Annotated in this window: 22 protein-coding genes and 1 tRNA gene; 12 read left to right on the top strand and 11 right to left on the bottom strand. The window is 66.9% G+C overall.

Annotation, left to right across the window (positions count from 1 at the left end):
• Window positions 1–7: 7 nt before the first annotated feature.
• Window positions 8–265, top strand: coding sequence for a hypothetical protein (locus tag FFS68_RS01135; RefSeq protein ID WP_137751463.1), 258 nt, complete (start codon window positions 8–10; stop codon window positions 263–265).
• A 13-nt stretch (window positions 266–278) separates the two neighbouring features.
• On the opposite strand, the gene FFS68_RS01130 is transcribed toward FFS68_RS01135, so the two are convergent.
• From FFS68_RS01130 to tsaD, 3 genes are all read right to left on the bottom strand, one after another.
• Window positions 279–1,817 (bottom strand): lipopolysaccharide biosynthesis protein, encoded by a 1,539-nt coding sequence (locus FFS68_RS01130; protein WP_137751462.1) that lies wholly within the window; start codon window positions 1,815–1,817, stop codon window positions 279–281.
• 76 nt (window positions 1,818–1,893) lie between these two features.
• Window positions 1,894–2,886 carry an NAD(P)H-dependent glycerol-3-phosphate dehydrogenase gene (locus FFS68_RS01125; RefSeq protein ID WP_137751461.1) on the bottom strand — a complete coding sequence of 331 codons (993 nt, stop codon included), beginning with the start codon at window positions 2,884–2,886 and terminating at the stop codon, window positions 1,894–1,896.
• Window positions 2,883–3,917 carry a tRNA (adenosine(37)-N6)-threonylcarbamoyltransferase complex transferase subunit TsaD gene (tsaD, locus tag FFS68_RS01120; RefSeq protein ID WP_137751460.1) on the bottom strand — a complete coding sequence of 345 codons (1,035 nt, stop codon included), beginning with the start codon at window positions 3,915–3,917 and terminating at the stop codon, window positions 2,883–2,885. The genes FFS68_RS01125 and tsaD overlap by 4 nt, the downstream gene beginning before the upstream one ends.
• A gap of 62 nt (window positions 3,918–3,979) precedes the next feature.
• Here tsaD and hemC point away from each other — a divergent pair, with 62 nt between their 5' ends.
• Genes hemC through FFS68_RS01095 form a run of 5 tightly spaced genes read left to right on the top strand, consistent with a single transcriptional unit; the run spans window position 3,980 to window position 8,926 of the window.
• Window positions 3,980–4,927: a hydroxymethylbilane synthase gene (gene hemC, locus FFS68_RS01115; RefSeq protein ID WP_137751459.1), complete on the top strand. Its 948-nt coding sequence runs from the start codon at window positions 3,980–3,982 to the stop codon at window positions 4,925–4,927.
• Window positions 4,924–5,613: a uroporphyrinogen-III synthase gene (locus FFS68_RS01110; protein ID WP_137751458.1), complete on the top strand. Its 690-nt coding sequence runs from the start codon at window positions 4,924–4,926 to the stop codon at window positions 5,611–5,613. Before hemC ends, FFS68_RS01110 begins: the two co-directional genes overlap by 4 nt.
• 19 nt (window positions 5,614–5,632) lie before the next feature.
• Window positions 5,633–6,550 carry a mitofilin family membrane protein gene (locus tag FFS68_RS01105; protein WP_137751457.1) on the top strand — a complete coding sequence of 306 codons (918 nt, stop codon included), beginning with the start codon at window positions 5,633–5,635 and terminating at the stop codon, window positions 6,548–6,550.
• Window positions 6,551–6,597: 47 nt separating this feature from the next.
• Window positions 6,598–7,803 (top strand): acyl-CoA dehydrogenase, encoded by a 1,206-nt coding sequence (locus FFS68_RS01100; protein ID WP_137751456.1) that lies wholly within the window; start codon window positions 6,598–6,600, stop codon window positions 7,801–7,803.
• Window position 7,804: 1 nt separating this feature from the next.
• Entirely contained in the window at window positions 7,805–8,926 is a 1,122-nt protein-coding gene (locus tag FFS68_RS01095; protein ID WP_137751551.1) for a CaiB/BaiF CoA-transferase family protein, read from the top strand.
• Between the two features lie 164 nt (window positions 8,927–9,090).
• Here the strand turns inward: FFS68_RS01095 and FFS68_RS01090 are convergent, their stop codons facing one another.
• The gene (locus FFS68_RS01090; protein WP_137751455.1) at window positions 9,091–11,472 is read right to left on the bottom strand and encodes a TonB-dependent receptor; all 2,382 of its coding nucleotides are present in this window, start codon (window positions 11,470–11,472) and stop codon (window positions 9,091–9,093) included.
• A gap of 204 nt (window positions 11,473–11,676) precedes the next feature.
• Here FFS68_RS01090 and FFS68_RS01085 point away from each other — a divergent pair, with 204 nt between their 5' ends.
• Window positions 11,677–12,312, top strand: coding sequence for a TetR/AcrR family transcriptional regulator (locus FFS68_RS01085; protein ID WP_137751454.1), 636 nt, complete (start codon window positions 11,677–11,679; stop codon window positions 12,310–12,312).
• A 37-nt stretch (window positions 12,313–12,349) separates the two neighbouring features.
• On the opposite strand, the gene metW is transcribed toward FFS68_RS01085, so the two are convergent.
• Entirely contained in the window at window positions 12,350–12,949 is a 600-nt protein-coding gene (gene metW / locus FFS68_RS01080; protein WP_137751453.1) for a methionine biosynthesis protein MetW, read from the bottom strand.
• A complete protein-coding gene (locus FFS68_RS01075) occupies window positions 12,946–14,064 on the bottom strand; it encodes a homoserine O-acetyltransferase (protein ID WP_137751452.1) in 1,119 nt (372 codons plus the stop codon). Before FFS68_RS01075 ends, metW begins: the two co-directional genes overlap by 4 nt.
• A 78-nt stretch (window positions 14,065–14,142) precedes the next feature.
• On the opposite strand from FFS68_RS01075, the gene hisC reads away from it, so the two are divergent.
• The gene (gene hisC / locus FFS68_RS01070; RefSeq protein WP_137751451.1) at window positions 14,143–15,258 is read left to right on the top strand and encodes a histidinol-phosphate transaminase; all 1,116 of its coding nucleotides are present in this window, start codon (window positions 14,143–14,145) and stop codon (window positions 15,256–15,258) included.
• Between the two features lie 2 nt (window positions 15,259–15,260).
• Window positions 15,261–16,169: a prephenate/arogenate dehydrogenase family protein gene (locus tag FFS68_RS01065; protein WP_137751450.1), complete on the top strand. Its 909-nt coding sequence runs from the start codon at window positions 15,261–15,263 to the stop codon at window positions 16,167–16,169.
• Between the two features lie 105 nt (window positions 16,170–16,274).
• Here the strand turns inward: FFS68_RS01065 and FFS68_RS01060 are convergent, their stop codons facing one another.
• Genes FFS68_RS01060 through ftsE form a run of 4 tightly spaced genes read right to left on the bottom strand, consistent with a single transcriptional unit; the run spans window position 16,275 to window position 19,174 of the window.
• Window positions 16,275–17,003: a lysophospholipid acyltransferase family protein gene (locus FFS68_RS01060; RefSeq protein WP_137751449.1), complete on the bottom strand. Its 729-nt coding sequence runs from the start codon at window positions 17,001–17,003 to the stop codon at window positions 16,275–16,277.
• Entirely contained in the window at window positions 17,000–17,530 is a 531-nt protein-coding gene (locus tag FFS68_RS01055) for a YdcF family protein (protein WP_137751448.1), read from the bottom strand. The genes FFS68_RS01060 and FFS68_RS01055 overlap by 4 nt, the downstream gene beginning before the upstream one ends.
• The gene (locus tag FFS68_RS01050) at window positions 17,527–18,432 is read right to left on the bottom strand and encodes a cell division protein (RefSeq protein WP_137751447.1); all 906 of its coding nucleotides are present in this window, start codon (window positions 18,430–18,432) and stop codon (window positions 17,527–17,529) included. The genes FFS68_RS01055 and FFS68_RS01050 overlap by 4 nt, the downstream gene beginning before the upstream one ends.
• 10 nt (window positions 18,433–18,442) lie before the next feature.
• Window positions 18,443–19,174, bottom strand: a complete 732-nt coding sequence (ftsE, locus tag FFS68_RS01045) for a cell division ATP-binding protein FtsE (protein WP_137751446.1) — start codon at window positions 19,172–19,174, stop codon at window positions 18,443–18,445.
• A gap of 169 nt (window positions 19,175–19,343) precedes the next feature.
• On the opposite strand from ftsE, the gene FFS68_RS01040 reads away from it, so the two are divergent.
• Window positions 19,344–20,102 carry a zinc-ribbon domain-containing protein gene (locus tag FFS68_RS01040; RefSeq protein ID WP_137751445.1) on the top strand — a complete coding sequence of 253 codons (759 nt, stop codon included), beginning with the start codon at window positions 19,344–19,346 and terminating at the stop codon, window positions 20,100–20,102.
• 32 nt (window positions 20,103–20,134) lie between these two features.
• Here the strand turns inward: FFS68_RS01040 and FFS68_RS01035 are convergent, their stop codons facing one another.
• Window positions 20,135–21,169 (bottom strand): putative sulfate exporter family transporter, encoded by a 1,035-nt coding sequence (locus FFS68_RS01035; RefSeq protein WP_137751550.1) that lies wholly within the window; start codon window positions 21,167–21,169, stop codon window positions 20,135–20,137.
• Window positions 21,170–21,302: 133 nt separating this feature from the next.
• On the opposite strand from FFS68_RS01035, the gene FFS68_RS01030 reads away from it, so the two are divergent.
• Together FFS68_RS01030 and FFS68_RS01025 are read left to right on the top strand one after the other, a co-directional pair.
• Window positions 21,303–21,379, top strand: a tRNA-Arg gene (locus FFS68_RS01030).
• A 427-nt stretch (window positions 21,380–21,806) separates the two neighbouring features.
• Window positions 21,807–22,820, top strand: a complete 1,014-nt coding sequence (locus FFS68_RS01025; RefSeq protein ID WP_137751444.1) for a formylglycine-generating enzyme family protein — start codon at window positions 21,807–21,809, stop codon at window positions 22,818–22,820.
• The last annotated feature ends 233 nt before the right edge of the window (window positions 22,821–23,053 follow it).

Here is a 23,053-nt window from a genome sequence, read left to right as displayed (position 1 = left end):
GAATGACATGGCCGACGAGATTCACGAAACACGCGCCCCCGACGGGACGACGCACACCACGACGATCATCGACCGTGAACCGCGGCGCGGCGGCGGATTGGGCATGGGCCTGATCCTGCTGGTCGTGCTGGCGGTCGCGGGCTTTTTCGCGTTCCAGTTTCTGGGCAATGAAAAGGCCGAGACCGGCGCGATTACGGAAGCGGCGCAAAAGGTCGGCGATGCCGCGCAGGATGTTGGCGACGCGGCGCAGGACGCGGTGAAGTAACTAGCGCCTGACGTCAGGTGGCGGCGGGCTCGGCGCCTGCCGTTTCGGGATGTTTTTTGAACAGGGCGCGGTCGGCGGGACCGAAACCGCGGGTCCAGATCAGCCACGAATAAATGCCGAGGATCACCGGCACGCCGATCAGCAGCTCGGCCCATTCGGGCAGCTGCGTCGCGCCCCAGCCGAGGATTGCGGCGCCCGTCGTCGCCCACACGAGCGCCCAGCGCAGGCTGTTGACCGGCGCCTTCAGCACATGCGCTAGCAGTCGTGCCTTGACCAGCGAAGCAAAGCCGAGCGCGAGCATCAGCGCCAGCGCGACGGCGGCGGCGTAAGTGATCGGCGGCAGCCCCATCGATTTCGCGATCAGGATCAGCGCGACGCTGAGCACCGCCTGCAGGGCGAGCGTCGCAATGCTGATCAAAAGATTACGGTGGCGCGCGACATAGACCAGCGCCGCTTCGCTGACGACCGCGGTCGCGGCGACGACTTCGGCGGCGAGCAGGAAGGCGAGCGCCGCGGTGCCGCTGACGAATTCGGGGCCGACGAGGCCCATCACGGCTTCGCCGGGGATGCCCAGCGCCAATGCGACCCCGGCCTGCGCGGCGATGATCCAGAAGCCGACCTGGCTGACCTGTGCCGCCACGGCGGCAAGCCGGTTTTCGGCGAGGTTGCGGGTGATCACCGGGCCGAGGATCGGTTCAAAACTGGTTTTCAGCTTTTGCGGCAGCGACGCGACCTGCTGCGCCATGTAATAAATGCCGTAGATCGTCGGCGAGGTGAACTGGCCGAGGATGAACAGGTCGAGGCGGCGCGTGCCCCACTCGATCGCGTCGGCGGCGGCGAGCGGCGCGTTGCGCCGCGCAACTGCGATCAGATGCGCGGGATGCGGTTGCCAGCCGCGCGGCCCGCCATAATGGCGCAGCATCGGGATCAGCGCGGTCAGGAAGGCGCCGACCATCGCGGCGGCATAGGACAGCATCAATCCATCCTGCACCGACACGAACCAGAAGCCCGCCGCCGCGGCGCTGATCACCCAGGGTTCGACGATCGCCCGCGCGCGCACCGTCGCGCCGATGTCGAAACGATAGGCGCAGGCTGCGAGCGCGATGTCGGTCCCGGCAATGGCAAAGACGAGCAGCGCCATCCAGCGGTCGGCGCCGCCGACATCGCCCGCGGGATACATCAGCTGGGGCAGCAGAAACAGCAGCGCCGATCCCGCCGTCGAGGCGAGCAGCGCGACGAACATGCCGTCCCACACGACGGTGCGATGGTCGGCGCCCGGCGCGCTCAGCTGTTCGGCAAGCCCGCGCTTGAGCCCCAGCGTCGCGAGCTGTGCGACCAGTTCGATGACGAGTACCGCAAAAGCAAAGCGCCCGACCGCTTCGGGCCCGTACCAGCGCCCGGCGACATAAAGGAAGGGCAGGCGCGCGACGAGGCGCAGGAGGAAGCCGAAGAAATTGGTGCGCCCGCCCTTGGCAAGCGCGGCGGTGTCGGCATCGCCCGAGGGGGCGCCCGCGGGCGATGTGGGCGCGGCTGCGCTGTCCGTCTGGCTCAAGCCCGCCGCCCCTTCTGCTGGTCCCCGAACGCTACTCTAGCGTGGCGCGGGGGCGCAGGCAAATCTGTCCAATCGATCACCGACCCTCGGATCGCAGCGGGCGGCTGAGCAGGGCGTGAATGGCATCGGAAACGCGTGTTTCACCGGCGACCAGCCGCGCCACCGTGTCGCAGATCGGCATGTCGATGCCGTCGGCGCGCGCCGCGGCGGCGATGACCGGGGCGCTGAACGCGCCCTCGGCGACGGTGCGGCGGTCGGCCATCAGCGCTGCGGCGTCGGCGCCGCTGCCCAGCCCCTGGCCGAGTGCGAAGTTGCGCGAATTGGCCGAGGTGCAGGTGAGGACAAGGTCGCCAAGCCCGGCGAGCCCCGCCAGCGTTTCAGCCTTCGCGCCGCGCGCCAGCCCAAAGCGCGTCATTTCGGCAAAGCCGCGGCTGATCAGCGCGGCGCGGGCGTTGAGCCCGAGCCCGGCGCCGTCGACGATGCCGCACGCGATGGCGAGGATATTCTTGATCGCGCCGCCAATCTCGGCGCCGATGACGTCGGTCGACACATAGGGGCGGAAATGCGGGCGGGCGATTGCGCGGGCAATGGCGGCGGCGAGGTCAGGGTCGGCGGCGGCGAGGGTGATCGCGGTCGGCAGCCCGGCGGCGACCTCGTGTGCAAAGGTCGGCCCCGACAGCACCGCGTGCGGCCGCTGGGGTGCGAGCTCGCGCGCCATGTCGATCGGAAAGGCAAAGCTGCCCGCCTCCATCCCCTTGCTGCAAAAGATCAGCGGCGCGTCGCCGGCGGGCAGATTGGCCAGCACGGCGCGCAGAAAGGGCACCGGCACGACGACGAGCAGCGCGTCGCAAGCGGCCATGTCGGCGAGCGCCCCGGTCGCGGTGAGCGACGCCGACAGCGCCGCGCCGGGCAAAAAGACCGGGTTGCGATGCTCGGCATTGATCGCGGCGACGACATCATCCTCGCGCGCCCACAGCCGCACCGGGGCGCCATCGGCGGCGAGCATTTGCGCGAGCGCGGTGCCCCATGCGCCGCCGCCGACAATGCCGAAACTGCGATATGACGTCATGCTTTGACTCCGGCGCCGCGCACGGTTTCGGCGGCGGGATCGAGCGGCCAGCGCGGGCGTGCGGCGACCGACAGATCGTCGAACAGGCCCGCGGCGAAGCGCTCGGCCCCGGCCCAGGCGATCATCGCGCCATTGTCGGTGCACAGCCACAAGGGCGGCGCGACGAACGGGCGGTCGAAGCGCGCGGCGAGGTCGGTCAGCGCGGTCCGGATCGCGCCATTGGCGGCCACCCCGCCCGCGACGACGAACGCGGTCGCGTCAGGGCAGGCGGTGAGCGCGATGCGGCTGCGATCGACGAGGCAGTCAACGACCGCCTGCTGGAACGAGGCGGCGAGGTCGGGAACGCTGTGGGCGCCGCTCGCGGCGGCGCGCGCGACCGCGCTCTTGAGCCCGGCGAACGAGAAATGCGGTTCGGCGCTGCCGACAAGCGGCCGCGGCAGCGGCACCGCGTGGGGGTTGCCGTCCTGCGCGATGCGCTCGACCGCGGGGCCGCCGGGATAGCCGAGCCCGAGCAGCTTGGCGGTCTTGTCGAACGCCTCGCCCGCGGCATCGTCGATCGTGGTGGCGAGGCGGCGATAATCGCCGACGCCCTTGACCAGCAGCAACTGGCAATGGCCGCCCGACACGAGCAGCAGCAGATAGGGAAAGCCGAGGCCGGGTTCGACGAGCCGCGGCGACAGCGCATGCCCCTCAAGATGATTGACCGCGATCAGCGGCTTGTTCGCGGCGTGGGCGAGCGCCTTGCCGGTGACCAGCCCGACCATTACCCCGCCGATCAGCCCGGGACCGGCGGTCGCGGCGACGGCATCGACGTCGGCGAGCGACACGCCGGCATCGGCGAGCACCCCGGCGACGATCGGGGCGAGGCGGTCGACATGCGCGCGCGCGGCGATTTCGGGGACGACCCCGCCAAAGGGGCTATGCTCGGCCTCTTGCCCCGCGACGCGGTGCGCCAAAATGCGCCGATCGCTGTCGACAAGCGCCGCCGCGGTTTCGTCGCAGCTCGATTCAAGGCCAAGGATGAGAGTCATAATCGTGCGCATCCCTTACCCGCCCCTTTATCGGCAGGGCAAGCCGCGCTAGCAGCGACGCGATGACCGAACTTCCCAATATCGAAAATCCGCTGCGGATCGGCACGCGGGCATCGCCATTGGCGATGGCACAGGCGCATATGGCGGCGGCGGCGCTGATTGCTACCCATGGCATCGCGTCCGAGGCGCTGACGATCGTGCCGATGACCGCGACCGGCGACCGCATCCAGGACCGCGCGCTGGCCGAGGTCGGCGGCAAGGAACTGTGGACGCGCGAGCTTGATGCGGCACTTGATGCCGGGGTGATCGATATTGCGGTCCACTCGCTGAAGGACGTCGAAACGCTGCGCGATGCGCGTTTTGTGCTGGGTGCGATGCTCGAACGCGCCGATCCGCGCGACCGGCTGGTGGTGCGCGAAGATATTGCGGCGACCAGCATCGCCGACCTGCCGTATGGCGCGCGGCTGGGGACGAGTAGTCCGCGCCGCGCCGCGCAGGTGCGGCGGATTCGCCCCGACCTGGCGCCGGTGCTGCTGCGCGGCAATGTCGCGACGCGGCTGGCGAAGCTGGCGGCGGGCGAGGCCGATGCGACGTTGCTGGCGGCGGCGGGGCTCGACCGGCTGGGGATGCATGGCGTAGGCAGCGCGCAGGACGCGGCGGTGCTGCTGCCCGCGGCGTCGCAAGGCGCGATCGGCATCGAGTGCCGCGCCGCCGATGGCGCCGCGCTGGCGCTGCTCGGCGCGATCGACCACGCACCGACCCACCGTGCGGTCGCGGCCGAACGCGCGTTTCTGGCGGCGCTGGGCGGCGATTGCCGATCGCCGGTGGCGGCGCATGCTGGTTGGCTGGACGATGGCACCCTGCGGCTCGATGCCGAAATTTTTTCCGAAGATGGCGCCGATCATGCCGCGGGCTATGCGGTGATCGATCACGACGATGCCGCGGCGGCGCTGGCGCGGCGGTTGCTCGCCGATGCGCCCGATACGGTGCGGCGGCTGTTCGCGGCATGAGCGGCGGCGTGCCGCTGCTCGTCACCCGCCCCGAACCGGGCAATAGCGCCACCATCGCACGCGCCGCGGCGCTGGGCCTCGACGCTTATGCGATGCCGCTGTTCGCGGCGCGGGCGATGCCATGGGCGGTGCCATCAGTCGCCGATTTCGACGCGCTGCTGCTCACTAGCGCGCAAGCGGCGCGGCTGGCCGGGCCGCCGCTTGCGGGGTTGGCGGCGCTTCCGGTTTATGCAGTGGGCACCGCCACCGCCGATGCCGCGCGGGCGGCCGGACTGACCGTCGTGCAGACCGGCGCAGGGGATGCACAAAGCCTTCTTGACGCTATGACGTCAAAAAAAATCGCCCGGATCTTATGGCTTTGCGGCCGCGAGCGGTCCGAGTTTGATCCGCGCGGTGCGGCCCTGAAGCCGCTGGCCTGCTATGCGGTCGACGCGGTTGATCCGCCGCCCGGCTGGGAGGAATGTGTCGCCGCCCCAGCGGTGCTGCTCGCCCATTCGGCGCGCGCGGCGCAGCGGATCGCCGACCTGGTCGGGCCGCGTCGCGCGCACCTGACGCTCGCCGCGATCAGCCCCGCGGTCGCGGCGGCGGCGGGCGATGGCTGGGCCGAATTGGCCATAGCGGCACAGCCGACCGATGCGTCAATGTTGGCACTGGCCCATGCTTTGTGCCACAAGGGCGAAAAATAGGGTCGTTCGAAAGAGACATATGGCAATCGACAGCATCGACACCCCCTCGCCTGCGGACGAGGCGGTCCCGACGAGGGGGCCATCGTTTCGTCTGCTCGCCATCGCTGCCCTGCTTCTGCTGCTCGCCGGTGTTGTCGGCGGCGGCTGGGCGGTGAACCGCTGGCTGACCGGCGATGGCACCGCGCCGACGACGAAGATGGCCGACACGTCCGTGGCAGGCGGCACCGCCGACCCGGTGTTGATCGCGGGCGCTGCGCCAAAAGGCGCCGCCGCGGGACAGCCATTGATCGTCGCGCCGGTCGACGGCGCCAATGCGCTGGCGGCGCGGGTCGCCGAACTGGAACAGCGGCTGTCGCGGATCACCCTGCAGGCCGAATCGGCGTCGGGCAATGCGTCGCGCTCGGAGGGGCTGCTGGTGGCCTTTGCTGTCCGCCGCGCGCTCGATCGCGGCCTGTCGCTCGGTTATCTCGACGCCCAGCTGCGCCTGCGTTTCGGCGACGACCAGCCGAATGCGGTGAAAACGATCATCGAAACGTCGCGCGACCCGGTGACGCTCGAACAATTGCGCGCCGAACTCGATACGCTGGCACCGCAGCTCGTCGGCCGCGGCGGCGATGGCAATGGCAGCCTGTGGACGGGGCTGCGCCGCGAACTTGGCGAATTGTTCGTCGTCCGCGCCGCGGGAACGCAGTCGCCGCGCGCCGCGGAGCGACTCGACCGGGCGCGGCGCTATCTGGGTGCCGGCCAAGCCGATCTGGCGATCGCCGAGGTCGAGGCGATGCCCGGTGCCGCCGCCGCCAACGACTGGTTGATCGACGCGCGCCGCTATCATGAGGCGCGGCGTGCGCTTGACCTGATCGAGACCGCGGCGATATTGGAGCCGCGCGACAGCCCGGCTGCCGCCATCGTCCGCAACGCGGCCGCACCGACCCCCTAGCGCGCATCCCGAAAGGGCGGCTCGCCTTGAAGAGAAAGCGCTTTTCCATGGCCCTCGCCGACCCGCAGCGCATCGAAGTGCTCGACCCGCTCGATCCTCTCCAGCTCGACGCCGAACTGAACGAAGAGGAGCGGATGGTGCGTGACACCGCGCGTGCCTATGCCGAAGGCGAATTGCTGCCGCGCGTGACCTCGGCATTTCTCGATGAGCGGTTTGACCGCGAGATCATGTTGGAAATGGGCGCGCTCGGCCTGCTCGGGGCGACGATCGACCCCGAATATGGTGGCGCGGGGCTGAATTATGTCAGCTATGGGCTGATCGCACGCGAGGTCGAGCGGATCGATTCGGGCTATCGATCGGCCTGTTCGGTGCAAAGCTCGCTCGTGATCCACCCGATCAACGCTTATGGTAGCGAGGAACAGAAGCGGAAATATCTGCCCGGGCTGACCTCGGGCGAACTCGTCGGCTGCTTTGGCCTGACCGAGCCCGACGCGGGCAGCGATCCTGGCGGAATGCGGACGCGCGCCGAAAAGATCGCGGGCGGTTACCGCCTGAAGGGCGCCAAGATGTGGATCACCAATTCGCCGATCGCCGACGTGTTCGTCGTGTGGGCGAAGTCGGAGGCGCATGACGGCGCGATCCGCGGCTTTGTGCTCGAAAAGGGCATGAAGGGCCTGTCGGCACCAAAGATCGAGGGCAAGGTGAGCCTGCGCGCGTCGGTCACCGGCGAAATCGTCATGGATTCGGTCGAGGTCGGCGAAGATGCGCTGTTGCCGCATGTCTCGGGGCTGAAAGGCCCGTTCGGCTGTCTCAACCGTGCGCGTTACGGCATCGGCTGGGGCGCGATGGGCGCGGCGGAGTTTTGTTACGAGGCGGCGCGCAATTATACCGGTGAGCGCCAGCAGTTCGGGCGCCCGCTGGCGGCGAATCAGATCGTCCAGCTGAAGCTCGCGAACATGCTCACCGAAATTGCACTCGGTTTGAACGCGGCGCTGCGCGTCGGGCGGTTGATCGACGAGGGGCGGCTGATTCCCGATGCGATCAGCCTGCTCAAGCGCAACAATTGCGGCAAGGCGCTCGATATCGCCCGCGTCGCGCGCGATATGCACGGCGGCAACGGCATTTCCGCCGATTATCATGTTATCCGCCACGCCGTGAACCTGGAAACGGTGAACACTTACGAGGGAACGCACGATGTTCATGCGCTGATCCTGGGCCGCGCGATCACCGGCATTTCCGCTTTTGGCGGATAGCATAGCGAGGCCACTGGCGGGCATCCGCGTCGTTGAACTGGCGCGGGTGCTCGCAGGGCCGTGGTGCGGGCAATTGCTCGCCGATCTGGGCGCCGAGGTGGTCAAGGTCGAGCGGCCGGGGGTCGGCGACGACACGCGCAGCTGGGGGCCGCCGTTCATTATGGGCGAAGGCGGCGAAAATCTGGGCGCGGCTTATTATCACAGCACCAATCGCGGCAAGACGGGGGTCGCGATCGACATTGCTACCACCGCGGGGCAGGCCGATGTTCGGGCGCTGATTGCCGATGCCGATGTGGTGATCGAGAATTACAAGGTCGGCGGGCTGGTCAAATATGGCCTCGATCCCGCGACATTATGCGCCGATTTCCCGCGGCTGATCGTCTGTTCGATCACCGGTTTCGGTCAGACCGGTCCTTATGCGCACCGCGCGGGCTATGATTTCATCATCCAGGCGATGGGCGGCGCGATGGCGCTGACCGGCGAGCCCGATGGCGCGCCGCAAAAGGCGGGGATCGCCTATGCCGACATCTTTACCGGCATGTATTCGGCGGTCGCGATCCTCGCCGCATTGCGCCGCCGTGACGTCACCGGCGCGGGCGCGCATATCGATATGGCGCTGCTCGATTGCCAGGTCGGGGTGCTCGCCAATCAGGCAGCCAATTATCTCGCGAGCGGCACCGTGCCGCGCCGGATGGGCAATGGCCATGCCAATGTCGTGCCGTATCAGGCGTTCGCGACCGCCGACGGCCAGCTGGTGATCGCGGTCGGCAACGACGCCCAATTCGGTAAATTATGTACGATCCTCGGCGAGCCGGGCTGGGCCGATGACGCACGTTTTGCGAGCAATGCCGCGCGGCTGGCGAATCGGGCGACGTTGATCCCGCTGCTCGCGGCGAGGATCGCCGGCTGGGACGCGCAGCCGCTGGCGCTGGCGCTGGAGGGCGAAGGCGTGCCCGCGGGACCAATCAACGATATGGCAGCGGTGTTCGCCGACCCGCAAGTGACGGCGCGCGCGATGCGGTTTCGGCCCGAGGGGGCGTTTGTCGACGGGCTGGCGAGCCCGATCGTCATCGATGGCGAGCGGATGGTGGCCGACGGCGGAGCACCGCCGCTGGGCGGATAGGGCGCGCGGAAGCGAACAAACTGTCCTTTATATTCCGTTCGCTCGACACGAACGGGGGTAGAGGATTGGCCTAGACATCACCCCAACCCACCATCGCGTTCGCGCACGAAAAAGGGGCGCCAATCTGGACGCCCCTTCCCCCTATTTTTTAGATATTCAGCGGCTCAGAACTTCACCGTGCCGGTCACAAAAACCTGGCGCGGGTTGCCGTAGAAGGCGGTCAGCGTGCCTTCGGTGCCGAGCGCCGAGCGCGGCAGACCGTTGGCGCCCAACGCCGGCACGCCGGTGACCGGATCCACGACGATGAAGGTGTAGCCCGAGGTCTTATATGCTTTGTCGGTCAGATTCTTGCCGAACAGCCCGATGCTCCAGCGATCGTCGGGCGCGGTGTAGATGATACTGGCGTCAAGCATCGCGAACCCCTTCTGGTCGATATAGGGGTTCGGGATTTCGAACTGATGGGTCTTGCTGCGGTACGACAAGGTCGTGCCGACGCTCAAATCGCCGTCGCCGATCGGGGTGGCATAGGCGATGGTGCCGCTGGCGGTCCATTTGGGGGTGTTCTGCACCTCGCGGAAATCCGACACGTCGGTCGGCGTCGGCCGGAGGGTCACCGGGTCGGTAATGTTGGCGATGAACTGCTTATAATCGGCGTCGATATAGCCAAGCGCGGTCGACAGCGTCAGCCGGTCGCCCGCCGCGGCAAGATCTTCGCCCAGCCGCACGCGGCCTTCAAATTCGACGCCCTTGAAGGTCGCCTTGCCGGCGTTCGACACGACACCGCAAAAGCTGGGCAGGCCGCTGACAGTGCAGGCGACCGAACCCGGGATCTGGACGTCGGTGTAATCGGCATAGAAGCCCGCGATCGCGACATTGACCGCGCCGTCCATCAGGCTGCCCTTGTAGCCGACTTCATAGCTTTCGACCTGTTCGGGACGGAAGCTGAGGAAAGCGGCGATTTCGGCGTCGCTGCGGGTGCCGTTGCCGTCGAGGTCGGGCGCGTTGACACCGACCCCGCGCGGGTCAAAGCCGCCACCCTTGAAGCCCTGCGAAAAGCTGGCGTAGAGCGTGTGGTCGGGGGTCGGCTTGAACGACAGCGAGGCGCGCGGGGTGAATTTGTTGAAGCTGCGCTTGCCGTCGAAATCGGTCCCGGGGGCACCGAAAGGAACGCCCGCGCCGCCGAACACCGGCGAGCCGCCGCCCAGGTAATTCTGGCGCAGGATCGACGCCTCGCGCGTGTCCCAGGTGTAGCGGCCGCCGACCGACAGGCTGAGCTGGTCGGTGAAATCGAAGGTCGCATCGCCGAACACCGCAAAGGTCGTGGTATCGACATCGGCTTCGGTAAAGGCGGTCAGCCCGGCAAAGGTGTTGAAGATGCGGACGTCGAACAAGGTGTCGGCGGTCGCGTCGAGATAATAGAAGCCGAGCAGGCCCTTGAGCCGGTCGCCTTCATAGAGCAGCTGGAATTCCTGGCTGATCTGTTCGTTGAAATAAAAGCCGGGGACGTCGACATCGACCGCGGGCAGCGCGTCGAAATCGATCGGGGTCGCCGACGTGTCCTTGCGCCAGGCGCTGATCGAGCGGAGGGTCAGCGTGTCGGTCAGCTCGGCGGTGACATTCATCGCCAGACCGTAGGATTCGATTTCCTGCTTCGGATCGTTAAGGCCGCCGCGGCTGTCGAAAACATCGTCGAGCACCGGCGCGTTGGTGCGCAGCGACGGGATCAGGCGGTGGCCGCCGCGCGGCGCGCTCTTGTCCTTGGTATAGTCGCCCGAAATGCGGATCAGCACCGGTTCGCCATAGCCGCCGAGTTCGACGGTGCCGCGGCCGGCCCACACGTCCTTGTTGTAATTTTCGAGGCCGGTGGTGAGGTTGTCGCCAAAGCCGCCGCGCGACAGGCGGGCCACCGAACCGCCGACGCGCAGCAGGTCGCCGATCGGCGCGCTGGCGGTGACGACCAGATCGGCCTGATCATAAGTGCCGAGCGTGCCCTTGATCTTGAGCGAGAACTCCTCGGGCAACTGCTTGGTCACATATTTGACCGCGCCGCCGATGGTATTGCGGCCGTACAGCGTGCCCTGCGGCCCGCGCAGGATTTCGATGCGTTCGACGTCATAGATGTCGAGCACCGCGGCCTGCGGGCGGTTGAGATAGACGTCGTCGAGATAGAGGCCGACGCCCTGTTCAAAACCCGACACCGGATCCTGCTGGCCGACGCCGCGGATGAAGGCGCTGAGCGTCGAGTTGGTGCCGCGCGACACTTCGAGCGTGGTGTTCGGGGTCGTCTGGCCGATGTCGGTGATGTCGATCGCGCCCGCCTTGGCCAGCGCTTCGCCCGAATAAGCGGTGATCGCGACGGGGACGTCGATCAGGCGTTCGTCGCGGCGGCGCGCGGTGACGATGATTTCGTCATCGCCGGCATCGGCACTGGCGCCCGCTTCGGCAGCGTCAGCGTCTTGCGCAAAGGCGGCGGGGGCGAGGGCGAGCAGGGACAGCGCGCTCGAGGCGAGGATGGCACGGCGCAGCGGACGAGCGAAAGGACGCATGTAGGACTCTCCCATGTGAGGGGCGGCGCGGGGCCACCCTTTTCGTTTTTCTTGGGCTCGGTGCTTGCCAAGCCGCGATGCACCCAATAATGAAACATGAACCAAGTTTCAACTTGGAATATGACTTCGTCGTTTTTTGCTTGCCAGTGGTGCGAAAAAGCCACGATGCAGCGAGAGCGGGCGGAGGGGAGACGGAAAATAGTCATGGATCAGCCGCAGAACGCAGCACCGGACACCGCGGGCGAAGCGCGAGACAAGACGCCGCGCACCGATCGCGGGCGCCGCACCTTGCGCAAGCTGCTCGACGCGGCGGCAGTCGAATTTGGCGAGCGCGGCTTTCACGAAGCGTCGATCAGCGGCATCACCCGCCGCGCCGGGACCGCGCTCGGCAGTTTCTACACCTATTTCGATTCGAAGGATGAGATATTCCAGGCACTCGTCCGCTATATGAGCGAACAGTTGCGCGATCATGTCACGCCGCTGGTTCAGGCGGCGCCCGACGAGATTAGCGCCGAACGCATCGGGCTTGAATCCTTCCTCGGCTTTGTGCGCGAGCATAAGGAAATCTACCGGATCATCGATGAGGCCGAGTTCGTCGATTATGCGAGCTATCGTCGGCATTATGAAACGACGGTGGCGCGCGTGCGGCAGCGGTTGGAGGCAGGCGCGGCGCGCGGCGAGATTCGCGCCGATGTCGGTGAGATCCACGCCTGGGCGATCGGCGGAATGAACGTGTTTCTGGGCATGCGCTACGGCCTGTGGGACGAAGATGCCGATATTTCGGAAATTGCGCGGATCGCGAATGATTTTGTCGCGAACGGGTTGATGAAGCGGGATTGAATCACCGTCGCCCCCGCAAAGGCGGGGGCGGCGAATATCAGCGCGAAATTAAAAAAATCGCATGTTCGGCGCGCCAGGTCGCGGCGGCGGCGCTCGTCGGTTTGTCGCCCGACAGATACCAGGCCGCCTCGACCCCGATCCCCTTGCCGCGCAGCAGGTCGCGAAAATCGCTGACCGTGACATGGTGGATGTTGGGGGTTTCGTACCAGGCGACGGGCAGCAGGCGGGTCACCGGCATCCGCCCGCCCCACAAGAGGTCCAGCCGGACGCGCCAGTGCGCGAAATTGGGAAAGCTGACAAAGGCGCGCGGCGCAATCCGCAGCAATTGGTCGATGATGCGGTCGGGCCGGTGCGAGGTTTGCAGCGTTTGCGACAATATGGCGATGTCGAAACTGTCATCGGGATAATCGGCAAGGTCGCGGTCGGCGTCGCCCTGCACCACCGCGAGGCCCAATTCCATCGCGGCCGAGACATTGGCGGGGTCGATCTCGAGTCCGCGGACGTCGGTCGCCTTGGTATCGCGCAGCGCCGCCATCAGCGTGCCATCGCCGCAACCAACATCGAGGACCCGCGCGCCGGTGGGAACCTGCGCCGCAATCAGGGCGAGGTCGGGACGAAGGGTCGGCGCGCTCTTCACAGCCCCGCCTCGATAAAACCCGCCATCAGGCGCCACATCTCGGGCGAATCGAGCAGGAATGCGTCGTGGCCGAACGGGCTCGACAGTTCGACGAAGCTCGCCTGCGCCCCGGCGCCGTGCAGTGCCTGAACGATGCGCCGCGATTCGGCGGTCGGATACAGCCAGTCCGAATCGAAGCTGACGAGACCGAAGCGCACCGGCGAGTGGCGGAATGCGTCGGCGAGGCGACCGCCGTGCGGATCGGCCAGATCGAAATAATCCATCGCGCGGGTGATGTAGAGGTAGGAGTTGGCGTCGAAACGGTCGACGAAGCTGATCCCCTGATGGCGCAGATAGGATTCGATCTGGAAATCGGCGTCAAAGCCGAACGTCTTGACCTCGCGGTCCTGCAGCTGGCGACCGAATTTCTCGGTCAGCCCGGCTTCGGACAAATAGGTGATGTGCGCGGCCATGCGCGCGACAGAGAGCCCCTTCACCGGCAGCCGCCCGCTGGCATAATAGTCGCCGCCCTGCCAATCGGGGTCGGCCATGATCGCCTGCCGGCCCACTTCGTGGAACGCGATATTCTGCGCCGAATGGCGTGCGGCCGAGGCGATGATGAGGGCGCGTTCGACGCGGCTGGGATAATGGGCGGCCCAGGCGAGTGCCTGCATCCCGCCCATCGATCCGCCGATGACGGCATGAAGCCGTTCGATGCCGAGCTGGTCGAGCAGCATCGCCTGGGCGCGCACCATGTCGCCGATCGTCACCACCGGGAACGCCATGGCAAAGGGTTTGCCGGTTGCCGGATCGACGCTGGCGGGGCCGCTCGACCCCAGACAGCTGCCGATCACATTGGCGCAGATGACGTGATAGCGATCGGTGTCGATCACACCGCCGGGCCGCACGACCTTGCTCCACCAGCCGGGCTTGCCGGTCACCGGATGGGTCGAGGCGACATATTGATCCATCGTCAGCGCGTGACAGATGAGGATGACATTGCTGCGCGCCGCGTTGATCGGGCCATAGGTCTCGAACGCGATCGTCGGCCGCGCGAGGACTGCGCCGCTGTCGAGCGCAAGCGGCCGGTTGAGTTCGATCTGGTTGTGTTGGACGGGTTGCAAGCGGGTTGCCATGGTGCGGCGGGGCTAAGCGGGTGCGCGAAGCCTGTCAACGTGCTGGACTCGGGCTATCGAAGCGTTAAACGGCGCGGCATGACCGACGCGACGCAAATGCTCAGCCCGAAGCCGTGGATCAGCGGCATCGCTCCTTATGTACCCGGCAAATCGGCGGGGGCCGATGGCCGTCCGTTGATCAAGCTGAGCGCCAACGAAAACCCGCTGGGGACTGGCGAGAAAGCGCGGGCGGCATTCGCTGCGGCGCAGGCGGCGCCCGACGCGCTGTCGCGCTATCCCGATCCCGGTTCGGTCGAGCTGCGCGCAGCGATTGCGGCGAAATTCGGGCTCGATCCGGCGCGGATCATCTGCGGCAACGGGTCGGACGAGCTGCTGCATCTGGCGGCGGGCACCTATGCCGGGGTGGGCGACGAGATTTTGTACGTGCGCTATGGTTTTGCGGTGTACGAAATCGCAGCGCGGCGGGTCGGCGCGGTTCCGGTCGAGGCCGACGACAAGGATTATGCGACCGACGTCGATACGCTGCTCGCCGCGGTGACCGAGCGGACGCGCGTCGTCTATCTTGCCAATCCGAACAACCCGACCGGGACGCTGGCGTCGAGGGACGAGGTTGCGCGGCTCTATGCCGGGTTGCCCAAGGACGTGCTGTTCGTGATCGACCAGGCTTATTCGGAATATCTGACCGACGCCGAGGATGATGGCGGGCTCGAACTGGCGAAGACGCAGCCGAATGTGTTTATCACCCGCACCTTTTCCAAGATTCACGGGCTCGCCGCCGAACGCATCGGCTGGGGCTATGCCGCTGCCGAGGTGATTTCGGCGCTGCACCGCATCCGCCTGCCGTTCAACGTTACTCGCGCGGGGCAGGCGGCGGCGATCGCGGCGATCGGTGATGAGGCGTTCGTCACGGCCAGCCGCGAGCATAATGCAAAATGGCGCGCCTGGCTGGCACAGGAGATCGAAAGTCTGGGCAATCACGGCCTGCGCGTCGTGCAGTCGGCGTGCAATTTCCTGCTCGTGTTGTTCGAGGGCGATGTGAGCGCCGAGACGGTGTATAACCGGCTGATGGAGGCGGGCTATATCGTTCGTTGGCTGCCGGGTCAGGGATTGCCGGGCGCGCTGCGGATGACGATTGGCACCGAGGACGAAACGCGCGGGCTGGCGGCGGCGATTCGCGCGGCGCTGAACGGCTGATTATGGCGCGGCGCGTCGAACGGCTGGCGATCATCGGCCTTGGCCTGATCGGATCGTCGATCGCGCGCGCGGTGAAGGAACGGCTGCCCGATGTGATGGTCACCGGCCATGACATGAGCAGCGAGGTGCGCGACGTCGCCCGGACGCTGGGGCTGTGCGACGCGGTGAACGATGATGCCGCGGACGCGGTCGCCGCCGCCGATCTGGTCATTTTGGCGGTGCCGGTCGGCGGCATGGCCGCCGCGGCGCAGGCGATGGCGCCGGGGCTAGCCGCGGACACGATCATCTCCGACGTCGGATCGTCGAAGGCGAGCGTCGCCGATGCGCTCGCCAAGGCTTTGCCCGGCCATATCGTCATCCCGGCGCATCCGGTCGCGGGGACCGAGAACAGCGGACCTGCAGCCGGCTTTGCCAGCCTGTTCGACGGGCGCTGGTGCATTATCACCCCCGACGCCACGGCGCCTGCCAACGCGGTCGCAGCCTTGACCGCCTTTTGGGAGGCGCTGGGTGCCAAGGTCGACGTCATGGACGCCGCGCACCACGATATGGTGCTGGCGGTGACCAGCCATTTGCCGCATCTAATCGCCTATACGATCGTCGGCACCGCGAGCGAGCTGGAAGAGGTCACCGAGAGCGAGGTGATCAAATATTCGGCGGGCGGTTTTCGCGATTTCACCCGCATTGCGGCAAGCGACCCGGTGATGTGGCGCGACGTGTTCCTGGCCAACAAGGATGCGGTGCTCGCCACCTTGCAGCGCTTCAACGAAGATCTGACCGTGTTGCAGCAGGCGATCCGCCGCGGCGATGCCGACAAGCTGGAGGATTGGTTCACCCGCACCCGGGCGATCCGCCGGTCGATCATTGCCGAGGGGCAGGATGATGCGGCGCCTGATTTCGGGCGGAAGCATTAGGCGCAGCGCCGACACTCTGATTTCCGTTCGTATCGAGCGAAGTCGAGATACGCTGGCGCTGCCTTTGCTTTCGCATGTCTCGACTTCGCTCGACACGAACGGGTTTCAGGCGGCAGGGTTTTCTAGCAACGCCTCGGGCGGATTCAGCGCATTGATCGCAACCCGCACGCGCTCCTCGGCCTCTTCGCGCGGCAACCCCGCGGGAATCGTCTCGCCGATCTTGTAGGTAATCGTGCCCGGCCATTTGACCCAGCGGCGCGGCGGAAAGGCGAGGCCGCTGTTCACCGCCACCGGGATCACCGGCACCCCGAGCAGACGGTACATGCCGGCAAAGCCCGGGCGCAATTCAGGCGCCTGCCCGTGCGGGACCCGCGTCCCTTCGGCAAACAGCACCAGCGGACGGCCCGCGGCAAGCGCCGCTTTTGCCGCGCCGAGCATCGCGCGCATCGCCTTGCCGCCGCCGTCGCGATCGACCGGGATCAGGCCGTAAAAACGCGCCGCCTGCCCCCAGACGGGGATCGAGAATAATTCTTCCTTGGCGAACACCGCGGGGTGTTTGAACAGCATCGGCTGTTCGATCGTCTCGAACGCTGATTCATGCTTGAAGACATAGAGCACCGGGATGTCGGGCATCTCGCCGTCGACGATGATTGTCTGGCCGAGCAGGAAGCGGCAGAACAGCCGATGCGCCTGCGCCCAGATGCGGACGAAAAAGATCGTGCCGCGGTGCGAGATCGGCAGCGCGACAACCCCGCCGATCGACGAGATGGCGCTCATCACGAAAAAGGCGATCCAGAACAGGATCGAACGGAACAGGGCGATGGTGTATCTCACAGGCCGAGCAGCCCGCCCGCCAATCCGGCCAGATATTTGTGATATTCGCGGAACAGGGTCGCGAAATTGGGCTCGCTGCGCACCGCGTCGGGCAGGATCGTCACCTTGTCGCCGACGGCGCGGCCGATTTCATATTCGGCGCGGCGCATGTGCCAGTCGGTGGTGACAAGGCGCACCGTCTTATACTTGCGCCGCGCAACCCAGGTCGCGACCTCGGTTGCGTTCGAGCGCGTATCCTCGGCCTCGAACCCCAGCGCGATGCAGCAATCGAACAGCCGCAGCGGGCGTTTATATTCGGCGGCGAGCTCGCGCGGTTTGACCTCGCGTGCGACGCCGCTGATCAGCAGTCGCTTGGCATCGCCCGCCTCGAGCCGTTCGAGCGCGCGGTCGATGCGTCCCGGGCCGCCCGTCAGCACGACGATGGCATCGGTCTTTTGCGCCGCGGCAGGCAGCGGCGGCAGCAGCGCAAACCACGCAAAGCCGAGCACCCAGGCCAGGAAGAGAAGGGAAATCAGGCGCTTGATCATAGAATCTTCTTGAGCGCGGCGAGCAACGTCTGGCGCGCCGTCAGGGCTGCGAGCGCGATAGCCAATAGCGGCAGCGCCAGCAAGAGCGCCCAGCCGGTCGGCCCCAGCGAGGCGGTCGCGGCGAGCCCCGAGGTGATCCCCGCCCATTGCCAGCCGACCAGCATCAGGATTGCCGCGGCGACGACGCTGCCGAGCGCGATACCGTAAGCGGTGTCGATCGCGATGCGGCGCTGGAACAGCCGGGTGATCTGGCGGTCGGTGGCGCCGATCAGGTGGAGCATCTCGATCGTCGCGAAATGGGTGCCAAGCGCGGCACGCGCGGTCATGATCACCACCGCGGCGCTGGCGAGGGTCATCAACAGCACGAGCCCGCCGGCGATCCACGCAAGCGAACCGATCAGCCGCGCCACCGGCCCCAGCCATTCGGCGTGCGGAATGATCCGCGCCCCTGGCGCTTCGGCGGCGACCAGCGCGCGCAGCTCCTGCATCTGGCGGTTGCGATTCGCGCCGACGAAATCAATGTCGACCAGCGCGGGGAGGGGCAGCGAGTTCAGCACCGGATCGTCGCCGTCGGCGCTGCCGAACCACTGACCGAGCGTCGCCTGCAGCTCCTCGCGGTCGACCGCGCGCGCCGACAGGACAAAGGGCTGGGCGGCGGCGGCGCGGCGCAGCGCCGCGGCTTGTTCGGCGCGGGTTACGGGGTTCGCGGTGACGATCTGGACCGTCACCCGGCCGGCGATCGCGCTGCCGATCGCGTTTGCCGAGCGCGCAAGCCCGACCCCGGCGGCGGCGGCGAGCAGGGTCAGCATCATCAATATCGCGATGACCCACGGCGTCGGCCCCGACAGCCGCCGGTCGGGCAGCAGGCGGCGATGCTGGGCGGGGACGCGCGGGATGATCATGGGCGCCCCGTCATGCCCGGTTGGCCGGGGGATAGCGCAGCGCGCCGGTGGGATCGGACAGGCGGCCCTTTTCCAGTCGCATCATCTGGGCGTTTTCGATCCGGCTGATCAGGTGAACGTCGTGGGTCGCGACGACGACGGTGGTGCCCAGACGGTTCAGCGCCTCGAACAAGCCCAGCAGGCGCATCGCCATTTCGGGGTCGACGTTGCCCGTCGGTTCGTCGGCGACGAGCAGTTGCGGGCGCGCAATCACCGCGCGCGCGATCGCGACGCGTTGCTGTTCGCCGCCCGACAGCGTTGCCGGATGCGCGTCGGCGCGCTCGCCCAGCCCGATCCAGCTCAGCATTTCGCCGACCGGCCCCGACAGATCCTCTTCGCTGACCCCGGCGATGCGCAGCGGCAGCGCGATATTGTCGCGCGCCGACAGATGCGGGATCAGGCGGAAATCCTGAAACACCACGCCGATGCGGCGGCGAAAGCCGGGCAGCCGCTGGCGCGGCATATTGACCAGATCTTCGCCGAACAGGCGAACGATGCCGCGGCTCGGCCGCTGCGCCAGATACAGCATCTTGAGCAGCGACGTCTTGCCCGCGCCCGACGCGCCGGTCAGGAAATAGAAGCTGCCCGGCTGCAGGTTGAAGCTGATGTCGCAGAGCACCTCGGCGTCGGGGCCATAGCGCAGGCCGACGCCGTCGAATTCGACCATCGCGCCGCCGGGGCGCGGGCTGGGCGCATCCGTCATGGCGTCACGCACCCCCGGATTTGCGCGGGCGACGGGGCATGGAACAGGGGCGCGGCGGCGCTCATGCCCCGCCTGTTACACGGCTGCCTGGTCAGGTAAAGCGGGGAGTGGACGGCCCCCGGCGACGCGGCGCTTGCAACGCCGCGAATCAGCGTGTTTAGAGAGGCTCATGATCCTCGCCTGCCCGTCCTGCCATACCCGTTATGTCGTACCCGATACGGCGATAGGACCGACCGGGCGCACCGTGCGCTGCGCCAATTGTCGCCACAGCTGGTTTCAGGAACCGGCTGCACCCGATCGCGCCGCGCCCGCCGATCCCGTGATAGCCGCCGATCCGCCGTCGCCAGCGCCCGCGCCCGCGCCCGCGGCGTCTTATGGTGACAGCGCGGCGCCCGTTGCCGACCCCGCGCCGCCGCCGCCCGAAGCCTTTGCCGCCGACCCGGCGCCGCGCCCGGCACCCGCCGCCGAAGAGGCGCCGCTGCCGTTCCGGCGCCCGCGCCGCAATCCGGCGAAACGCTGGACGCTGATCGCGGCGAGCGCCGCGGTGCTGATGGTGATGGCAACCGCCGGGCTCGCCTATTTTGGTCTGCCGGGTTGGGCGCAGGGACTGGGGCTGCCGGGCATGGCCGCCGAACCCGACCTGGTGATCGAATTGCCGCCCAATCAGGACCATCGCGAGCTGGCCGACGGCACGATCTATTTCGCCGCATCGGGGGTGATCATCAACCCGACCGATCGCGAACAGCGGGTGCCGCCGATTCTGGCCGAGCTGCGCGATGCGCAGGGCACGATCGTCTATAGCTGGACGATCAAGCCGCCGGTGCGGATGCTGCCGCCGAATGAAAAGGTCAATTTCAGCGAGGCAAAGCTCGACATTCCGCGCCGCGCGACCCAGCTGACGGTCAGCTGGGCTTTGCCAAAAAGCTAAATCTTACAAGAGTATAGTGTGACGCCGCGGCGTCATAGGCTCAGCGCGGCCGCCAGCGACAGCAGGAAGCTGGTCAGCGTCGCGACGATGATCGGCGCGAAACTGCGCCATCCCTGATCGAGCAGCAAGTGCAGCCGCGCCTTCATTGCGGTCGCAACGATCGCGAGCAGCAACAGCGCCTGCGCCCCCGTCGCGGCACCGTCCTGAACCGCGCGGGGGATGGCAAGGAGCGAATTGAGCGCGGCGACGCCGAGAAAGCCAAGGATGAACCACGGCAGGCGGAGCGGGATCTTGCGCGCGCCATCCTTTTCGCCGCGGCGCCCCAGCCACAGCGCCACCAGCATCAGCATCGGCGCGAGTAGCGCGACACGGGTCAGCTTGACGATCGTCGCCACCTCGCCCGCGGCAGGCGAAAAGGAAAAGCCGCCGCCGATCGCCTGCGCGACGTCATGGATCGATGCGCCGATCAGGAATCCCGCCTGCGCGTCGGTCAATTGGAGCTCGGCGGCGAGCACCGGATAGAGCGTCATGGCAAAGGCGCTGGCGACGGTGATGCCGACCAGGGTCAACGTGAAGCGCGCCTGGTCAACGCGCTTGTCGCCGATCAGCGAATAGAGCGCGAGCGCCGCCGACGCGCCGCAGATCGCGGTCGCGCCGCCGGCGAGCAGCGCGGCGTGGCGGTCCTGCGCGAACAGCCGCGCACTGGCGACGGTGACGACGATCACCGCGAGCATGATCAGCACCAGCAGGGCAAAGGGCAGCGGCCCCAGCTCGACCAGCTGCGCCGCGGTAATCCGCGCCCCGACCAGGACAATCCCGATCCGCAGCGCGGTCTGCGACATCAGGTCGAGCCCGGCGTGGGTACGCCGGTCCTGCGACAGAAAACTCATCGCCAGGCCGATCAACAGCCCCATCAACACCAGCGGCGCGGCATAATGGTCGGCAAGCCACGCCGCGGCGAGCGCCGCGATGCCGGTAACCAGCACCCCGGGCAGATAGTCGCGCCAGCGACGCCTGGCCGGCGGATGCGCCTCCAACTGCATCTCGCCATACAGGTCGGCGGCCATCGGCCAGCTTTGTTCGGATGGTGCGTTCACGCGGCGTTCCCCATGCCCATGGCGCCGCTTCGCACATCGCCGCGCGATGGTCGATAGGCCATTGCTGCCAGGCCGCGCTCTTGCTAGAGGCCGCGCTCTATTGGCACCCGTAGCTCAGCTGGATAGAGCGCTGCCCTCCGAAGGCAGAGGCCAGGGGTTCGAATCCCTTCGGGTGCGCCATTTTTCCTTTTGCTTCAATGGCCTAAAATGATCCGACGAAGGACAGGGGAGCTCGTTTTTGCCACGTAGGCATTTCGTTCACGTAACGAGACTGTGTCACACCGATTTCGTTCCATTGCGATCCGAATCGAAGCAAGCTCTGTTCCATGATTCCAAGACTTTAGAAACATTCTGGAACTCGCGGGATGCTCGCAACCGCCCGGATTCGGCAATGCTGTGCATCAGCAGGCTGTGGTCGGCGGCGGCCCAGGAAAGTGGCAGTGCTGCGCGTAGGTGTAGCTGTGCCCCGTCTCATTGTCTTCGAGTGTAATCTGGCTGTAGCTCGCAGGCCAGTTGGCGAAGATGCGGGTCTTCATCAGCTGCATGTAGGCGGCGTCCGGCCGTTCAGCCCCGGTTGGAGAAACAGGCTTTGCGATTGGAGACCAGCATGATCCGTTCGACCCTCCTTCTGCTGAGTGCATCGGCGCTGGTCGCGACCCTCGCGGCGTGCGGCGAGGCCGACGCGCCGAAGGACAAGCAGGTCGCCGCGGCGACGCCGCGCAAATGCCCCGCGATCGGGGACGCACCCGTCAAGCTCGCGGGCGGCACGTTCGCGATGGGCGAAGACGATGTTTATGCCGAGGAAGGCCCGGTTCGCGAAACGACCGTTGCCGCCTTCTGGATCGACCCGCACGAGGTCACAAACCGCCAGTTCGCTGACTTCGTCAAGGCGACCGGCTATGTCACTGTCGCCGAAGAACCCGTCGATCCGAAGCAGTTTCAGCTGCCCGTCGACCAGATCCCGCCCGATATGCTGAAGGCGGGTTCGGCGGTGTTTACGCCGCCCGATTCCCCGTCGAACAATTATTCGGACTGGTGGACATATGTCCCCGGGGCAAACTGGCAAAAGCCCTATGGTCCGACCGGCGCCGACCAGGTGCCAAACGAACCGGTCGTCCACCTCGCATGGGATGATATGATCGCTTACGCCAAATGGGCCGGCGGGCGCATCCCGACCGAGGCTGAATGGGAATATGCGGCGAGCGCAGGGCAGCGATCGAAAAATGTCCAGCCGACCGAAGCGAACAGCTGGCAGGGCGCTTTCCCGAACTACAATGCCGAAACCGACGGGTTCAAGGGCGTGTCGCCGGTCGGTTGCTACAAGCCGAATGGCAACGGGCTGTACGACATGGTCGGCAATGTGTGGGAAGTCACCGCCGACTTCTTCAAGCCCGGCCATAATCCGGACGATAAAGATAACCCCAGGGGGCCGGACGAAAATAACGCTTATGATCCGTTCAACCCCGGAATGCCGTCGCGGACGGTAAAGGGCGGCAGCTATCTCTGTGCGCCCAACTATTGCCAGCGTTACCGCCCGGCCTCGCGGCAGGGCCGCGATCCGGGCCTCGGTACGAGCAATGTCGGCTTCCGTCTCGTCTATGACAAAGCACCGGGGGTCTGAGATGATCGACCGCCGTTCCTGCATCGGCAATGGGCGGGCGCTGCGCTCTTGGCGACGACAGTGCGTGCGGCCGAGGCCGAGACACTCGACGCGATCGCGCGGCGACGCGGGTTGCGGTTTGGCACCGCGACGCCGAGGTAGCGGCCTTCACCAAGGGTTACCTCGACCTGACCTTGAGCTTGACCGATGTGAAGCAGGTCGCGGCCTGGACGCTATACCTATCTGAGTCGTCA

The sequence above is a fragment of the Sphingopyxis sp. L1A2A genome (assembly GCF_005502465.1).
Taxonomy (GTDB): domain Bacteria; phylum Pseudomonadota; class Alphaproteobacteria; order Sphingomonadales; family Sphingomonadaceae; genus Sphingopyxis.
This window is presented reverse-complemented; position numbering and strand designations above follow the sequence as displayed.

Coding starts and splice junctions, on each gene's coding strand:
- FFS68_RS01135 (WP_137751463.1), top strand. CDS start 8: ATGGCCGACGAGATTCACGAAACACGCGCCCCCGACGGGACGACGCAC.
- FFS68_RS01125 (WP_137751461.1), bottom strand. CDS start 2,886: ATGACGTCATATCGCAGTTTCGGCATTGTCGGCGGCGGCGCATGGGGC.
- tsaD (WP_137751460.1), bottom strand. CDS start 3,917: ATGACTCTCATCCTTGGCCTTGAATCGAGCTGCGACGAAACCGCGGCG.
- hemC (WP_137751459.1), top strand. CDS start 3,980: ATGACCGAACTTCCCAATATCGAAAATCCGCTGCGGATCGGCACGCGG.
- FFS68_RS01110 (WP_137751458.1), top strand. CDS start 4,924: ATGAGCGGCGGCGTGCCGCTGCTCGTCACCCGCCCCGAACCGGGCAAT.
- FFS68_RS01105 (WP_137751457.1), top strand. CDS start 5,633: ATGGCAATCGACAGCATCGACACCCCCTCGCCTGCGGACGAGGCGGTC.
- FFS68_RS01100 (WP_137751456.1), top strand. CDS start 6,598: ATGGCCCTCGCCGACCCGCAGCGCATCGAAGTGCTCGACCCGCTCGAT.
- FFS68_RS01090 (WP_137751455.1), bottom strand. CDS start 11,472: ATGCGTCCTTTCGCTCGTCCGCTGCGCCGTGCCATCCTCGCCTCGAGC.
- FFS68_RS01085 (WP_137751454.1), top strand. CDS start 11,677: ATGGATCAGCCGCAGAACGCAGCACCGGACACCGCGGGCGAAGCGCGA.
- FFS68_RS01075 (WP_137751452.1), bottom strand. CDS start 14,064: ATGGCAACCCGCTTGCAACCCGTCCAACACAACCAGATCGAACTCAAC.
- hisC (WP_137751451.1), top strand. CDS start 14,143: ATGACCGACGCGACGCAAATGCTCAGCCCGAAGCCGTGGATCAGCGGC.
- FFS68_RS01065 (WP_137751450.1), top strand. CDS start 15,261: ATGGCGCGGCGCGTCGAACGGCTGGCGATCATCGGCCTTGGCCTGATC.
- FFS68_RS01055 (WP_137751448.1), bottom strand. CDS start 17,530: ATGATCAAGCGCCTGATTTCCCTTCTCTTCCTGGCCTGGGTGCTCGGC.
- FFS68_RS01050 (WP_137751447.1), bottom strand. CDS start 18,432: ATGATCATCCCGCGCGTCCCCGCCCAGCATCGCCGCCTGCTGCCCGAC.
- ftsE (WP_137751446.1), bottom strand. CDS start 19,174: ATGACGGATGCGCCCAGCCCGCGCCCCGGCGGCGCGATGGTCGAATTC.
- FFS68_RS01040 (WP_137751445.1), top strand. CDS start 19,344: ATGATCCTCGCCTGCCCGTCCTGCCATACCCGTTATGTCGTACCCGAT.
- FFS68_RS01035 (WP_137751550.1), bottom strand. CDS start 21,169: ATGGCCGCCGACCTGTATGGCGAGATGCAGTTGGAGGCGCATCCGCCG.
- FFS68_RS01025 (WP_137751444.1), top strand. CDS start 21,807: ATGATCCGTTCGACCCTCCTTCTGCTGAGTGCATCGGCGCTGGTCGCG.